The 14709-nt window shown below is 60.7% G+C and carries 13 protein-coding genes; 9 read left to right on the forward strand and 4 right to left on the reverse strand.

All coding sequences use genetic code 11. The features are described from left to right. The first annotated feature begins 26 nt into the window (after window positions 1-26). From LG409_RS09585 to LG409_RS09600, 4 genes are all read left to right on the forward strand, one after another. A complete protein-coding gene (locus LG409_RS09585) occupies window positions 27-530 on the forward strand; it encodes a hypothetical protein (RefSeq protein ID WP_039182141.1) in 504 nt (167 codons plus the stop codon). Between the two features lie 9 nt (window positions 531-539). Further along, complete coding sequence (locus LG409_RS09590) at window positions 540-1742, forward strand: MFS transporter (protein ID WP_193461911.1); 1203 nt, start codon at window positions 540-542, stop codon at window positions 1740-1742. Window positions 1743-1771: 29 nt separating this feature from the next. Continuing rightward, complete coding sequence (locus tag LG409_RS09595) at window positions 1772-2842, forward strand: asparaginase (protein WP_144983322.1); 1071 nt, start codon at window positions 1772-1774, stop codon at window positions 2840-2842. 85 nt (window positions 2843-2927) lie between these two features. Further along, on the forward strand, window positions 2928-3167 hold the full coding sequence (locus LG409_RS09600) for a DUF2789 domain-containing protein (protein WP_039182146.1): 240 nt from the start codon (window positions 2928-2930) through the stop codon (window positions 3165-3167). A 9-nt stretch (window positions 3168-3176) separates the two neighbouring features. Here the strand turns inward: LG409_RS09600 and LG409_RS09605 are convergent, their stop codons facing one another. Next, the gene (locus LG409_RS09605; protein WP_096922902.1) at window positions 3177-3845 is read right to left on the reverse strand and encodes a VTT domain-containing protein; all 669 of its coding nucleotides are present in this window, start codon (window positions 3843-3845) and stop codon (window positions 3177-3179) included. Next, entirely contained in the window at window positions 3838-4254 is a 417-nt protein-coding gene (locus LG409_RS09610) for an SRPBCC family protein (protein ID WP_039182150.1), read from the reverse strand. The genes LG409_RS09605 and LG409_RS09610 overlap by 8 nt, the downstream gene beginning before the upstream one ends. Window positions 4255-4447: 193 nt before the next feature. Here LG409_RS09610 and queC point away from each other — a divergent pair, with 193 nt between their 5' ends. From queC to LG409_RS09630, 4 genes are read left to right on the forward strand one after another with little or no spacing between them, the layout of a single operon-like run. Further along, on the forward strand, window positions 4448-5155 hold the full coding sequence (gene queC, locus LG409_RS09615; RefSeq protein WP_227406547.1) for a 7-cyano-7-deazaguanine synthase QueC: 708 nt from the start codon (window positions 4448-4450) through the stop codon (window positions 5153-5155). Then, window positions 5155-5829 (forward strand): 7-carboxy-7-deazaguanine synthase, encoded by a 675-nt coding sequence (gene queE, locus LG409_RS09620; RefSeq protein ID WP_193461909.1) that lies wholly within the window; start codon window positions 5155-5157, stop codon window positions 5827-5829. Before queC ends, queE begins: the two co-directional genes overlap by 1 nt. Continuing rightward, on the forward strand, window positions 5829-6662 hold the full coding sequence (locus LG409_RS09625; RefSeq protein WP_039182156.1) for a 6-carboxytetrahydropterin synthase: 834 nt from the start codon (window positions 5829-5831) through the stop codon (window positions 6660-6662). The genes queE and LG409_RS09625 overlap by 1 nt, the downstream gene beginning before the upstream one ends. Continuing rightward, entirely contained in the window at window positions 6659-6943 is a 285-nt protein-coding gene (locus tag LG409_RS09630) for a YkgJ family cysteine cluster protein (protein ID WP_052196469.1), read from the forward strand. Before LG409_RS09625 ends, LG409_RS09630 begins: the two co-directional genes overlap by 4 nt. Here the strand turns inward: LG409_RS09630 and LG409_RS09635 are convergent. Both LG409_RS09635 and miaE read right to left on the reverse strand, forming a co-directional pair. Further along, the gene (locus LG409_RS09635) at window positions 6940-10845 is read right to left on the reverse strand and encodes an AAA family ATPase (protein ID WP_193461908.1); all 3906 of its coding nucleotides are present in this window, start codon (window positions 10843-10845) and stop codon (window positions 6940-6942) included. The genes LG409_RS09630 and LG409_RS09635 overlap by 4 nt on opposite strands. 30 nt (window positions 10846-10875) lie before the next feature. Beyond that, window positions 10876-11532 (reverse strand): tRNA-(ms[2]io[6]A)-hydroxylase, encoded by a 657-nt coding sequence (gene miaE / locus LG409_RS09640; RefSeq protein WP_026001703.1) that lies wholly within the window; start codon window positions 11530-11532, stop codon window positions 10876-10878. A gap of 531 nt (window positions 11533-12063) precedes the next feature. On the opposite strand from miaE, the gene acnB reads away from it, so the two are divergent. After that, window positions 12064-14667, forward strand: coding sequence for a bifunctional aconitate hydratase 2/2-methylisocitrate dehydratase (acnB, locus tag LG409_RS09645; RefSeq protein ID WP_096922897.1), 2604 nt, complete (start codon window positions 12064-12066; stop codon window positions 14665-14667). Window positions 14668-14709 lie beyond the last annotated feature (42 nt).

Genomic DNA, 14709 nt, shown 5'->3' on the forward strand with positions numbered 1-14709 from the left:
TCGCTGAACCAATTCATGGAGTGACTATGGCGTCTTCACAACTGATGGCAGATTATCGCCAGTGGCTGACTTTTCAGCGTCAGGAGCAGCTGAGCCGCGAGCATCAGGGTATCTCACAGCGTCTGGAAGATGCTCGCGCTTCCTCGGCACAGGTCATTCAGGCCTATCGCAGCATGGCTGAAAAAGCCTCGAACGAAGGCGCCTGCTATCGAACGCTGTTTCTGCGTGAATGCGATGACAACGCCTCCCTGCCTTGTGAAGGCTGGCTGTTCGTGCGTCGCGTGCTGAGTGAAGGCAACAGCACTCGCATCAGAGCAACACTGCTGGAAACCTTCAATTTGGCGGATGGCGCCATTGCATTAGGCGACAAACCGGCACGCAAGCTGACCCTGGAAATCTACGACAAGCTGGACATCAACAAAGGCATGCGCACCCAGGTACGTGTGGATGCCATCGATACGCCCCAGGACTACCACTTCATCACCCTGCTGGATGCCGTACGCGGTGACCTGCGTCCTTACATGAAATAAGCGCTCGTCATGGTGACACGCCGCGCCGTCAGCTTCATCCTCTTGATGTTCGTGGTTGGGCTCAATCTACGCCCGGCCATGTCTTCGGTGGCCCCCCTGCTGCACAGGCTGCAGGAAAGCGCGGGGCTGTCGCCTACCGCTGCCGGTATTTTGACCACGCTGCCCGTGCTGTGCCTGGGTCTTGCCGCACCGCTGGCACCCTGGCTCAGCAAACGCCTGGGCAGTGAGCGGGCGTTGAGTGCCGCACTGCTGCTGTTGGCGACCGGCCTGCTGGTACGGGGCGCTCCCTGGCCAGGGTTGCTGTACCTGGGGTCGGCCATGGCAGGCGGTGCTATCGGGATAGCGGGCACACTGCTTCCCGCCCTGGTCAAACGCGAACTGCCGCACAGCGCCGACCTGCTGACAGGACTGTACACCATGGCGCTCTGCTTTGGTGGCGCCTTGGGAGCAGGACTGAGCGTCCCGCTACTGACTTGGCTGGGCAGTTGGCAACTCAGCCTGATGAGCTGGTCACTACTGGCCTTGGCAGCCTGGCTGCTATGGTCGGGCTTTGCGCCACGCCCCGTCGCAGCGCCATCGCTTCAGCCCACCTTCCGAGTGCCGCTTGCCGCCTTGCTACGCCAACCCTTGACGTGGCATGTGATGCTCTTCATGGGCATTCAGTCTTCCATGGCTTACATCGTGTTTGGTTGGCTGCCCACCCTGCTCATCGACCGTGGCTATAGCGAAGCAGACGCTGGCTGGACCATGGCCGTCTCCATCATGAGCCAACTGGCCTCGGCGCTGGCGGCCCCATGGGTTGCCCGCCGGCACAAGGACCAACGACCTTCCCTCCTCATGGTACTGGCCGCCACGGCCATCGGCTTGGCGCTGCTGTTGATTGCCCCGATGGCTTGGCGCTGGCCGGGCGCCGTCCTGCTGGGCCTTGGTCAGGGTGGCAGTTTCAGCCTGGCCCTGGCACTGCTCGTACTCCGCACCGCCAACGCACCCTTGGCTGGACAGCTTTCCGGACTGGTTCAGGGAGGCGGTTACACACTGGCCGCACTGGGCCCTTTTGGCGTGGGTGTGATGCTGCAGATGGGCGCCTCGACCGCGCACATTGCCTGGCTGCTGATCGGCTTGATTCTGGTCTGTTGCGGCTTTGCCTGTCTGGCAGGTCGCAATCGGCAGCTGGATGATCAAGGCGGTCAGCTGCGCGTCTACCTTCAATAGCTCTTTTTTGCCTTTACCAGGACATGGCCATGAGTAACGCTCCTCGTTTGACAGACACCCCCTACCCACATGAGCGGGTACTGGTCATCTACACCGGCGGTACGATCGGCATGCAGCCCACCTCCGAGGGTCTGGTGCCCGCGGGCAACTTTGCCGAGAGGTTGCAAAACGCCCTTCAACAGCTGCCTATCGCTCGCCAGCAGACATTGCCTGCCTACGACATCATCAGCCATGACCGCTTGATCGACTCCAGTGCCGCCACGCCCACGACGTGGCAAACGCTGGCCGCCGACATCGCCGAGCGCTTTGCAACCTACCGAGGCTTTGTCATCCTGCACGGCACCGACACGCTCAGTTGGAGCGCCTCGAGCCTGGCCTATCAGCTTCAGGGGCTGGACAAGGCGGTCGTATTGACGGGGGCCATGCAACCGCTGGAGGCAGCCAATAGCGATGCTCTGGACAACGTATGCGGCGCCCTGCAATTCGCGGCCATGAGCGCCCTGCAGGAAGTGGCGATCTACTTTGCCGGACGCCTGATGCGGGGTGTCAGAACGGTAAAGCAGCACTGTGAAGCGATGACCGCGTTTGCCTCCCCCAACTACCCCCTGCTGGGTGAACGGGTAGACGATGACTGCGTGCTGTATCCCAGCCGAGGGCTGGCAATGCATCAGCGCGGCGCCCCCCGTTTCGAACTCCCAGACTACAGGTGCCTTGCCCAGGGGCAAGTAGTGCGCATTGCGCTGTGGCCAGGCATGGCCGCCTGGCAGCTCTCCAGCTGGTTGGCTCACGACAGCGTCAAGGGAGCACTGTTGCAACTCTGGGGAGCAGGCAACCTGCCTGACGACCCGGATCTGTTAGCGGTACTGGCGCGTGCCAGCGGGGAAGGAAAACTGATCGCGGCGGTCAGCCAGTGTCCACAGGGAACCCTTCACCTGGGCGCGTACTCGGCGGGCCATGGCCTGACGGATGCTGGCGTGCTTTCCGGGGGCTCCATGACGCCCGAGGCGGCTTACACCAAGCTGGTACATTTGCTGGCGCAGCCGCTTGCTCACGAAGACCGGGCAACGCGCTTTGTCACTCCCTTAGTGGGCGAGCGGTAGCCAGACTGGCATCCCGGCACAGAATGGCTATGGTTAAACAGAACACATGGAGTGCAACATAACCTTCTGAAACAGGTGGAAACGTATGGATCAACCGGTACATCACTTTAGCGAACTGTTTGAGCAACTGGGGCTGCGCTCGGATTCAGCCTCCATCGAACGCTTTATCGAACGCAACTCCCCGCTGCCCAAAGAAATGCCCTTGGCCGACGCCCCCTGCTGGAACGAGGGCCAAGCGGATTTTCTACGCGAAGCAGTGGAAGAAGATGCCGACTGGGCCGAGGTCGTCGATCATCTGGATGCCTCGATGCACAAAGCCGAATAGGCCTTCGCATCAAGCCTGCTCCCGCGCTGCCTCCAGGCGGCGCCGGTACCAGGCACCCGCCAGCAACAAGGCCGTCAACGCCAGAAGCGGCAGCAGTACGTCCATCTGCAGCGGGTCTTCTTCTTCGATGGCTTCCAGCGCACCGTAAATGGCACTGCTGTAGACAGCCCATTTCACGGCCAGCCCCAAGGCTGCAGCCAGCAGATAACGCCCCAGGGCAATATGCCCCAAGCCTGCCGCAAAATTGATCACTGAATGTGGAAAGCCCGGCAACACACGCATGGCACATTGCGTCAGCAGATCGCTACGCGCTTTCAGCGTGTCCATGACCTTGAGAGTCAGCCCCTTGGGCTGCCAACGCTCACCGACCCGTGCAGCAAGCAGATAGGCTCCCCAGGCACCCGCGACACTGCTGATGGTCAACATCACCGTAGCGACCAAGGGGGGATAAAAGGGGGCAATCAACCACAGTCCAATACTGCCAGGCAAGCCAATCGCCAGGGTGACCGCCATGGTCAGCATGACCGTCACCACGACCACGGGATGATGAGACATGGTCGCGGCCCAGCGTTTCACCGCCATCAGGTCCGGAGAGTACCAAAGCCATATGTAGGCCAGCATGGCAGCCACCGCAAACGCGGCCGCCCAACGCCAGGAATAGAGAGATAATTTACGCATTGAGGCGTGCTTCAACCCGCTCGAGAATTTGTCGACTGACCTTTCCGACCAGCGGTTTGGCCGCCTTGTTCACCGCTTTTTCCATCAGACGATTGCGGATGTCATAGCTCAGCGTCAGCGACACCTCCGTCCCTTCGGGTACGGCACGCAGCTGATAGCGCCCCTGGTTTTTAACACCTTCCAGGGATTCCCAGGCCAGCACCGTTGGAGGATCGATATCGGTTACCTCCACATCAAACGCCCAATCCATGCCCACTGCCCGCACGTGCCAGCGGTAGCGGTTTTCGCCAAGACGATCGATCGAGCGTATCAGGTCCGAATAATCCGCAAAATCTTCCACTCGGCGCAACAAGTCAAATACGCGCTCCGGGGAGGCTCTAACGATTTCACTATGTTCTATGGTGGCCATGCGTCCATCTCTAGCGGCTGTAGATGAGTAGCTTATCACGCCAATTCCATTGGCACACCGGATGCCACCACCCAGAACACTGGTCAGCAAGAGCGGCATTGCGTAAACTGCCCGCCTTCCGGACCGGACCCCGGAACACCGCCCTGCTGCTTGGGCAGGCACGACATAAATTCTCCGACCATGAGTACCCAGCATGTCATCCACTACATCATCCGGCGCCCAGGCGCCATCCACCGTCGTCATCTACTCCGGCGGCATGGACTCCTATACCGTCCTTCACCGTGCGCTACGCGAGGGCCTCGCTGTCCATGCGCTATCCTTCGATTACGGTCAGCGCCACCGTCGTGAACTGGACGTTGCACGTCAGGTATGTGAGTCCTTGGCCATCCCTCATCAGGTCGTCGATATTCGCGCCATCCACGGGCTGATCGACAACTCGGCATTGACCAACGCTGCGTTGACCATGCCTCAAGGGGAGTACGATGCCGACTCGCTCCACAGCACCGTGGTGCCCAATCGCAACATGATTCTGCTGTCGTTGGCCATTGCCAAGGCAGTCAATATCGGTGCCAGCCGAGTGGATTATGGCGCGCACGGCGGCGATCACGTGCTTTACCCCGACTGCCGCCCGGCCTTCGTCGAAGCCATGAACGATGTGGCGCAGATTGCCAACTTCGAACCCGTCACCGTCCATGCCCCTTATCTGGCCTCCAGCAAAGCCGACATCCTGCGTGATGGGCTCGCCATGAGCCTGGATTACCGCCATACCTGGACCTGCTACGAAGGCCAGCAGCTCGCCTGCGGGCAGTGTGGCAGCTGCCGTGAACGGCTGGCGGCCTTTGCCGCCAACCAGGTCACCGACCCCCTTGCTTACGCCACCCCTGGCGAGCGAGGCCGCTGATGTACCACGTCAAAGAAGCGTTTTACACGCTGCAGGGCGAAGGTGCCCAGGCGGGGCGCGCCAGCGTTTTCTGTCGCTTTGCGGGCTGCAATCTCTGGTCGGGGCGTGACGCCGACCGAGCCACGGCCAAGTGCACTTTCTGCGATACCGATTTCATCGGCACCGATGGCGCCAATGGCGGTCGCTTCGAAAGCCCGCAGCAGTTGGCACGGCATATCAAACAGCTGTGGCCAGCCAACGCAGGCAGCGCGGTGCCCTATGTGGTGTTTACCGGAGGAGAGCCGTTACTGCAGCTCGATACCCCGCTCATCGCCATGCTGCACAGCGAAGGGTTCGAGGTCGCCGTGGAAACCAACGGCACGCTGCCCGCGCCCGCCGGAATCGACTGGCTATGCGTCAGCCCCAAGGGCAGCAACCCGCTGGCCATTCACCAAGGGGATGAGCTGAAGCTGGTGTACCCACAGCACGACGCCCCGCCCGAGCAGTTTGCCGCGCTGCACTTTCGACACTTTTACCTGCAGCCCATGGATCACGTCGCCCAGCATGCCAACACGATCCATACCACTGTCGCTGAGCGCAATGCCGCCACGGTGGCCGCCACGACGGCCTATTGCATGACCCACCCCCAGTGGCGCTTGTCGCTGCAAACCCACAAGATCGCAGGATTCGATTGATGGCTTTATTCGTTCACCACCTGACCCATATCGATGTCTCCCTTTGGTGCCCTGAGCGCGGCTTGACCGGCTGCAGTTGGCAGGTCGACGCCCATCTGGATGGCGAACTGGGTGAAGACGGCATGCTGTTCGATTTTGGTGAAGTGAAACCCTGGATCAAGCGCACGCTGGACAACGGGCTGGATCATACGCTGCTGGTGCCCACCAAAGCGCCCGGCATAGACATCAGCGAGTGCCCAGAAGGCCTGTGCGTTCGCACAGCCACGCCCTATCCGATGGAAGTTCGCGGTCCTGCCCAGGCGTTCACACTGCTCCCCTGGGAACACATCTCGCTGGCCAGGGTGACTCAGCTCCTGAGCGAAGAGCTGACACGCGCTCGGCCTCGCAACGTCACCCGTGTCACCCTGAACCTGCAGGAAGAGCGTATCGAAGGCGCATCCTATGGTTACAGTCACGGCCTGAAACGTCACCTGGGCAACTGCCAGCGTATCGCCCATGGCCACCGCTCCCGGCTGCATGTCTATCAACAGCAACAGCGCCAACCTGCCCTTGAGGCACAATGGAGTGAATGGCTGGATAACCGCTACCTGCTGGAACAGGCCGATGTGGCGGAACAGACAGCCACCACACTGACCTGTCGCTACACAGCCGAACAGGGTGAGTTCTCGATCACCCTGCCCGCTCACCGCTGCAGCGTATTGCCAGCGCCCACGACCGTGGAAAATATCGCCCGTTGGCTGGCCGACAGTATCGCCCAGCAAACTCAGCAGGAAACCTACGTGGAAGCCTTCGAAGGTATCAACAAGGGGGCTACGGCACAGGCAGCGCCATGACGACTCTGATCACCAGTGACCGAAAGGGCAGTTGTCGCATGGGCTGTGGCGCCTGCTGCATAGCGCCGTCCATCAGCTCGCCCATTCCCGGCATGCCAGACGGCAAGCCCTCAGGCGTTCGCTGTGTTCAGTTGAATGAGCAACATCTCTGCATGCTCTTTGGTGATGCCCGTCGCCCTGCCGTATGCAGCCAGTTCGACTTCGACAAGGAGGTATGTGGCGAGGACCGAGAAGAGGCCCTCGCCACACTCTACTGGTGGGAAACCGCCACAGCCGGTTAGACCTCGCCTCCCAGGCTCACCGGGTGCGGCAAGCGACGGTCCAGCAGGCTGATCCAGCGCACCAGCACCGGCGCATCGCTATGGCTTACCTCGCCCAACAGTCGACGAAACACCTCTTTCGCTTTCTGGTCATTGGGCTCTATACGCGTAAGCCATAGCTCCAGCGCCGCCAACTCCTGATGGCGGTTGCCATGCTCGCGGGATTGCTGAATGGCCATTTCCGCCAACGCCTTGACCTCGTGGGCAGGGTGGCCCAGCAGGTCACGCACGCGGGCCAGCTGGGTGGCCAGTTCGGGCAGGAAAAGCGTCGTGCGCTCACGGGCAATCACCAGGCACTGGTCGAGATACTCTTCGGCTGCGTGCAGCTCACCCAGCTCGATACAGGCATCGGAGTACCACAACACGGGCCGCTGGAAGCGGTCTCGGCCGTTCAATTCGGCCATCTGATCCAGGCTGTCGCGCATTTGCACCAAGCCCCCCTGATCCCCCGCCAACGCACGCTGCCAACCCAACACTCCCTGAGCGGAAATCTGCCACAGCTGAAGGTCTGGCGTTCCTGTCATGGCCGCGGCTCGCTCGGCATGCCGGGCCGCCAAATGCACATGGCCCAACTGACGATACAGCGCTGCTGCAAACATCAGCGCCATGGCCAGGGTGCCGGGATGGCCGATCTGCTCCGCTAGCCGAATGGCCGCCGAGACATGCCGCTCAGCGCGATGGTAATCACCTCGCAAGCAGAGCGCCCAGCCCTGAAAACAGGCCGCCGTTACCTGGGGATGGTCCGAGAACGGCAGCCACTCGATCATCATCGGGGCATTCAGCGGATCGATTTCGTCCAGATGGTCGTGGGCCTGCTGAATGCGCCCCGCCCAGTATTCACAGTGCGCTCGTGCGTAATCTGCCAGTCGACGGTAGCGCGGGTCTTCCAGCCGAGCGGCAATATCCGCCAGGGTCGATGCCAACGCAAAGGCGTCGGCATGGGCATAGCGCTGGCTACGCCCCACCCATAGCCCCCACTTGACCAGGAAAATCTGCTCGAGGTCTTCCGGGTCTTCAGGGGTGTCGCCGCCGCTTTGACGCAGCAGCTCCCGGGCTCTCACAAAGCTTTCATGGGCTGTAGGCGAACCGTGCCCTTCCAGGGCGAACGCTGCCTGGCCACGCACCGTCAGCAGGCTGACTTCACGCTCCACCTCATGGGCTACGTGGCGCAGGCTGGCCAGGCCGAAATCGGCCATGCGCAGCGCCGTGCGGTTGGCGCTCACTTTGAGCGCTTCGCGCGCCGAGAGCTCGAAGTAGCGGGCCCCACGTGCATAGTGGCCGCTGCGCCGCAGATGCGTGGCAAAGTCTCCCGGATGGCGACTGATCCATACCGGAAAACGCTCTTCGATCAAGGTCACGACCTGCTGATGCAGCTTGACCCTGACATCACGAGGACAGGAAAGATAGGCAGCCTCCTGAAGCAGCTGGTGGCTGAACTGGTACTCGTGATCACCGCCCTCCTTGTCGATGGGTTCGATGATCTCCAACGCGCGCATGTGCTCCAGCGCCTGGCACAATCGCGGCGTTTCCCAACCGCTGCATTCCGTCAGAAAATCCAATCGGAAACGTTTGCCCAAGACCGCTGCGATATGGGCAATGACACGATCACCTTCCAACTGATCGATTCGGCTGGCCAGGAGCCCCAGCAGCCCCTTGGGCAGCTCGTCCAGGTGCACGCTGCGACCTTCGCGACGATCCATGTCGAGGCGCCGACAAATTTCCTGCATGTAAAGCGGTACGCCATCACAGCGCTCAATGATCTGGTTGCGCAGCCGTGGGCTCAGATGAATACGGTAGCGACGAGAAAGCTGCGACAGCAGCCGTGAGGACTGCAATGCATCCAGCCTGCCCAGGGTGATCTGCTGGTCCCAGTGCAGCTTGACCGGTAGCGGTTCGCGGCCGTGGTGGCTGGCCACCATCATGAAGGCCGTATTGATCGGCAGGCGGGCCTGCAGCCCTGCCAACACCTTGAAAGACGGCTCATCGAGCCACTGAAGGTCATCGATCATCAGCACCAGCGTTTGTGTCGCGGCACGATGGTCGATCAACCGGTGCAAGAGCTTCACCACCAGCTCCACGGCTTCGCCATTTTGAGTCAGCTGGGTGATTTCCTGAACTTCGCGGACCCCCAGAGCTTCTTCGAGCAGCTGTTGACGCGCACCGTCAGCAGTATCGAGCCCCAACGTTGCCTGCAGTGCATGCACCGACTCGAGCGTTGGTGGGTGCTCAAGGTGCCAAGCCAGCAGTGAACGCGCCACCCCGTAAGGGTCCAGTACCGAAAGCCGAGTGGTCGGAAGCCAGCAGATTGCCGCATCGCGACTCAACTCCAGCTGCCGGAATCCCACCATCAGCGCCGACTTGCCCATGCCCGAGGCACCACGCACCAGCACGCTTTGCCGCAAACCGATGCCGGCACGTGCCAGCGCATCGCGCAAGGTGCGTAGCGAGGTTTCCCTTCCCACCAGGCTCGGCGGCAAAGCGTCACGCCCGCCTTCGTTCTGACCCAGCACCAGCGCACGCAAACGCACTCGGCCATCGCTGGCCACCAAGCGCGATACCAGCCTGGGCTGCAGATCCAGCGCGGGGGGCATGTGCTGGCTGGCCTCCTGAGAGATGACCAGCTCGCTTCCCTCGGCGGCACTCATCAGCTCCAAAGACTCCTGCGTCACCTGGCCCAGCGGGTCGGCCAGCTGGCGCTCGGGCAAGTAGACCACGCGCCCGCTGTGCAGTCCGGCCGCCAGTTCGAACACCGGCGGTTCGGCGTCCCCGGCCCAGTGGCGACGGCTCTCCTGGGGTAGCGCCTGACGGCAGTGTTCATAAAGCGCCACCAGCTCCGCCAGTTGATGGGCGGGGCCATGGGTACCGAAGCAGGCCAGACCCAAGCCCCCTGTTGCCCCCGGCAGCCAGAAACCACCCAGATGGTGGCACTGCTGCTCCAACCATCTCAACAGTTCCAGCTGCAGGGCCAAGCAGTTGCGTGTAGCCGCGCGATCCGGCCAGTCACCCTTCAAGCGCAAGCGGATGGCCATCACCGAAAGCTGACGCAGCTCGATCTCATCTTCGCGCAGCGGCTTGCTGTCCGCAGCCAACGCGCGCGAAAAGGCCCCTTGTGGCGACATCGCGCGGGGGTCGTGGTGACCATCCGACCAGAAACTGGCCAATTGCACGAAACTGGGCTCAGGCTGTTGTCCGGAGAGCGCCAGCAGTTGAAGGTAGCTGTTGTACTGCTCGTGAGCCGCAGCCATCTGGTTCTGCTCGGCTAGCTGCCGCACCCAGCGCTCGTGGAACGGGCCGTAGCCTGAAAAGCGGCTGACCAGTCCTTCCAGCATGGCATCCGGCACTTCGGCGTGTGCTTCCAGCACCTGTTCGGCAAAACGGATGACTCGTTGGCGCCACTCATTGCGCACTTGCACCAGCCAGCGCTGGAACTCGCTGCAGTTGCTGAGCTGCAGTTCCTCGATCAGATCCCCCTGGTAGCACTCCATCAGCGCTTCCAGCGTCTCCAGATCCTTGGGCCCTTCCAGCAGTTGCTGCAGCTCATGCAAATCCACCTGCCAGTGGGACGGCAGATGAAAGGCAATGGTCTGCCGCGACACGTTGAGGACGTGATCGGCATGCTCGCCCATGGATTGGCGCAGGCAGTGCAGCGCATGACGCAGGTTGGTTCTGCCTGAGGAGAGGCCTTGGTCTGGCCACAGCAGCTCCGCAAGGGCGGCACGATTGACGGGCTGGCGATGAAGTAGCAGGTACACCAGCAGCGCCTTGACTTTGTCGTAGCTGAAATGAGTGAGCACGTCCTCCCCTTGAGTCAAGGAGAAGTGACCAAACAGGGTCAACTGATCTGTCTGTTGAGCATCACGCATGTTACACATCCTGCCTTGGCTAGCGGCGCATCACGCAGGCACGCCACTATGAAAACGAAAAGCCGTATCTGGAGACATGATCAGTTCCGCCTCACGAGCAACGAAGAAGGCGATGCGTTCGTCGATAGGCGCATCGGTCTGCTGGCGAGCCAGCAAGAGATAGTCTTCGAAATGACGCCCTTCGGACTTGACCAGGGTGCGATAGAACTTGGCCAGCTCTTCGTCCAGGTAAGGAATGAGTCGCGCGAAGCGCTCACAGCTGCGCGCCTCGATCAGAGCGCCGATGATCAACAGGTCGATCAAGCGCTCAGGATCCTGACTGCGTAAATGCTTTCTAAGGCCTTCGGCGTAGCGTGACGCCGTCAGATGGCGATAAGGAACACCACGGCGTTCCATCAAGCCCACTACCTGCTCGAAATGAAGCAGCTCCTCGCGGGCCAATTGCGACATCTTGCTCAACAGCAGCGGCTGATCCACGTAGCGATACAGCAGGCTCATGGCCGTGGAAGCCGCTTTTTTTTCACACTGTGCGTGATCGATCAGCAGTGTTTCCGGGTTGGCCAATGCCCATTGCAACCAGGCATCGGGGGTCGGGCAAGCTAAAAAGTCATGCAAACTTTCTGGCAACAGATCATCCGCTTGCAGCGCATGTTCCGCTGTTTGCAACGCCATTAATTGTATCGACATAACACCAGCACCAAGCGTTTATCACACTATTGTACAATATATAAACGCCAATGGCGTCCGTTCCCTGATTGGTGCGAGGATGAACAAACGTGTCTTCCAGCCTCGCTTAAAAATGCATTGACACTAATGTATAGCAAGCCTGAATCACGCTCCACACGGGAATCATGCTTGCCGAGGCTACCCAGCTCTACAGGCCAGCGCTCGCTTGGCAGCCATGGTAACGCGGCATCACGATAATCACACCAGCCGTCACCCAAAAACACGCCTCTTGGTAAAAAACTTTCATGTTTACGGCACATTAATCAAAAAAGCTGCCCTCAGGAAAGCGTCTTTCAACATCTCAACACAAAGTACAAGTAGGCATCCTGCCTGACTTCTTAACATTGTCGACAGTTTCCCGTAGAATCCGAGCCATCCACCAGACGCTGATTCTCAGGCGTATGTCATGTGATCGAAGGATGTCCTTGTTACCGTGCAGGCGTCTTTTGCTACCACTGATGATCACTACCAAGAAGATGAGAGGGCCCCAACGTGCTTGAAGCTTACCGCCAACATGTCGAGGAACGCGCTGCAGAGGGCGTCCCAGCCAAGCCCCTGACCGCCGAACAAGTCGCCGACCTGATCGAGCTGCTGAAGAACCCGCCGGCCGGAGAAGAAGAGTTCATTCTGGACTTGATCACCAACCGGGTACCGCCGGGCGTCGACGAAGCCGCCTATGTCAAAGCGGGCTTCCTGACCGCGTTGGCCAAAGGCGAGGCGTCCTCGCCGCTGATCGACAAGGTCCATGCCGTCAAACTGCTGGGCACCATGCAGGGCGGCTATAACATCGTTTCCATGGTCGAGCTGCTCGATAACGAGGAGCTGGCCCGTGAAGCAGGTGAGCAGCTCAAGCACACCCTGCTGATGTTCGATGCGTTCCACGATGTGGAAGAGCGCGCCAAGAATGGCAACGCCGTCGCCAAGGACGTCATGCAGTCCTGGGCCGACGCCGAGTGGTTCCTTTCCAAGCCTGCGCTGGAAGAAAAAATCACGCTGACCGTCTTCAAGGTCCCGGGTGAAACCAATACCGACGACCTGTCGCCCGCGCCGGATGCCTGGTCGCGCCCGGACATCCCGCTGCACGCCAACGCCATGCTCAAGAATGAGCGTGACGGTATCGAGCCCGAAGTGCCCGGCACCACTGGCCCGCTCAAGCAAATCGAAGCCGTCAAAGCCAAAGGCCATCCAGTGGCTTACGTGGGCGACGTAGTCGGCACAGGCTCTTCGCGCAAATCAGCCACCAACTCGGTGCTGTGGTTCTTCGGTGACGATATCCCTTACGTGCCCAACAAGCGCGGCGGCGGTTTCTGCTTTGGCGGCAAGATTGCCCCGATCTTCTTCAACACCATGGAAGATTCAGGCGCCCTGCCGGTAGAGATGGATGTTTCCAAACTGGAAATGGGCGATGTCATCGACATCTACCCCTATGAAGGCAAAGTGTGCAAGCACGGCACCGATGAAGTGCTCTCTACTTTCGAGCTGAAAACACAGCTGATTCTCGATGAAGTGCGTGCAGGCGGTCGTATTCCGCTGATCATCGGCCGTGGCCTGACCGGCAAGGCGCGTGAGTCCCTGGGACTGGCGCCGTCAGACGTTTTCCGTCTGCCGGACCAGCCTGCCGATACCGGCAAAGGCTTCACGCTGGCACAGAAGATGGTTGGCAAGGCCTGCGGCCTGAACGGCGTTCGCCCCGGCATGTACTGCGAGCCGAAGATGTCTACCGTCGGCTCCCAGGACACCACTGGCCCGATGACCCGTGACGAGCTGAAAGACCTGGCCTGTCTGGGCTTCCAGGCCGACCTGGTCATGCAGTCCTTCTGCCACACGGCAGCCTATCCCAAGCCGGTGGACGTGGACACTCACCACACCCTGCCCGACTTCATCATGAACCGCGGCGGTGTTTCACTACGCCCCGGCGACGGTATCATCCACAGCTGGTTGAACCGCATGCTGCTGCCGGACACGGTCGGCACCGGCGGTGACTCCCACACCCGTTTCCCGCTCGGCATCTCCTTCCCGGCAGGTTCTGGTCTGGTTGCCTTTGCTGCTGCCACTGGCGTCATGCCGTTGGATATGCCCGAGTCCGTTCTGGTGCGTTTCAAGGGTGAGCGTCAGCCTGGCGTCACGCTGCGCGACCTGGTTCACGCCATTCCTCTCTACGCCATCAAGCAGGGTCTGCTGACGGTCGAGAAATCCGGCAAGAAAAACGCCTTCTCCGGCCGCGTGCTGGAAATCGAAGGCCTCGAAGACCTCACCGTCGAGCAGGCTTTCGAGCTTTCCGATGCCTCGGCCGAGCGTAGTGCGGCTGGCTGTACCATCACGCTGTCCGAAGAGAGCGTGACCGAGTACCTGAAGTCCAACATCACGCTGCTGAAGTGGATGATTGCCAACGGTTATGGCGATGCCCGTACCATCAGCCGCCGTATCGAGGGGATGGAAGCCTGGCTGGCCAACCCGTCACTGATGCGTGCGGACAAAGATGCCGAGTACGCCGAAATCATCGAGATCGACCTCAGCGAGATCAAGGAGCCTGTTCTCTGCGCTCCCAACGATCCGGACGACGCTCGCCTGCTCTCCGACGTGGCTGGCGAGAAGATCGACGAAGTGTTTATCGGTTCGTGCATGACCAACATCGGTCACTTCCGTGCCGCCGGTAAGCTGCTGGAGAAACAGCCTGCGGGTAGCCTGAAGACCCGCCTGTGGTTGGCGCCGCCGACCAAGATGGATCAGCACCAGCTGACCGAAGAGGGTTACTACGGCATTTACGGCCGTGCAGGCGCCCGCATGGAAATGCCGGGATGTTCACTGTGTATGGGTAACCAGGCGCGTGTGGCTGCCAAGAGCACCGTCGTGTCTACGTCTACACGTAACTTCCCGAACCGCCTGGGAGATGGCGCGAACGTCTACCTCGCCTCGGCGGAGCTGGCAGCGGTCGCAGCGGTGGAAGGCCGTTTGCCGACAGTCGCTGAGTACCAGCGTTACATGGGCGAATTTGACGCCTTGGCTGGCGAAATCTATCGTTACATGAACTTCCACGAAATCGAGGAGTACCAGAAGGTCGCCTCGAACGTGATTCCAGTAGCCCAAGAGGCCTAAGCGCCACGGCTACTGCCCCATCGCCGATGCTCGCAACATCGC

This window comes from Halomonas sp. NyZ770 (genome assembly GCF_020616575.1).
GTDB lineage: Bacteria > Pseudomonadota > Gammaproteobacteria > Pseudomonadales > Halomonadaceae > Vreelandella > Vreelandella hamiltonii.

What these genes read in the sequence shown, in the direction of transcription:
- LG409_RS09585 (WP_039182141.1), top strand. Translation starts at nt 27, where the DNA reads ATGGCGTCTTCACAACTGATGGCAGATTATCGCCAGTGGCTGACTTTT.
- LG409_RS09590 (WP_193461911.1), top strand. Translation starts at nt 540, where the DNA reads ATGGTGACACGCCGCGCCGTCAGCTTCATCCTCTTGATGTTCGTGGTT.
- LG409_RS09595 (WP_144983322.1), top strand. Translation starts at nt 1,772, where the DNA reads ATGAGTAACGCTCCTCGTTTGACAGACACCCCCTACCCACATGAGCGG.
- LG409_RS09600 (WP_039182146.1), top strand. Translation starts at nt 2,928, where the DNA reads ATGGATCAACCGGTACATCACTTTAGCGAACTGTTTGAGCAACTGGGG.
- LG409_RS09605 (WP_096922902.1), bottom strand. Translation starts at nt 3,845, where the DNA reads ATGCGTAAATTATCTCTCTATTCCTGGCGTTGGGCGGCCGCGTTTGCG.
- LG409_RS09610 (WP_039182150.1), bottom strand. Translation starts at nt 4,254, where the DNA reads ATGGCCACCATAGAACATAGTGAAATCGTTAGAGCCTCCCCGGAGCGC.
- queC (WP_227406547.1), top strand. Translation starts at nt 4,448, where the DNA reads ATGTCATCCACTACATCATCCGGCGCCCAGGCGCCATCCACCGTCGTC.
- queE (WP_193461909.1), top strand. Translation starts at nt 5,155, where the DNA reads ATGTACCACGTCAAAGAAGCGTTTTACACGCTGCAGGGCGAAGGTGCC.
- LG409_RS09625 (WP_039182156.1), top strand. Translation starts at nt 5,829, where the DNA reads ATGGCTTTATTCGTTCACCACCTGACCCATATCGATGTCTCCCTTTGG.
- LG409_RS09630 (WP_052196469.1), top strand. Translation starts at nt 6,659, where the DNA reads ATGACGACTCTGATCACCAGTGACCGAAAGGGCAGTTGTCGCATGGGC.
- LG409_RS09635 (WP_193461908.1), bottom strand. Translation starts at nt 10,845, where the DNA reads ATGCGTGATGCTCAACAGACAGATCAGTTGACCCTGTTTGGTCACTTC.
- miaE (WP_026001703.1), bottom strand. Translation starts at nt 11,532, where the DNA reads ATGTCGATACAATTAATGGCGTTGCAAACAGCGGAACATGCGCTGCAA.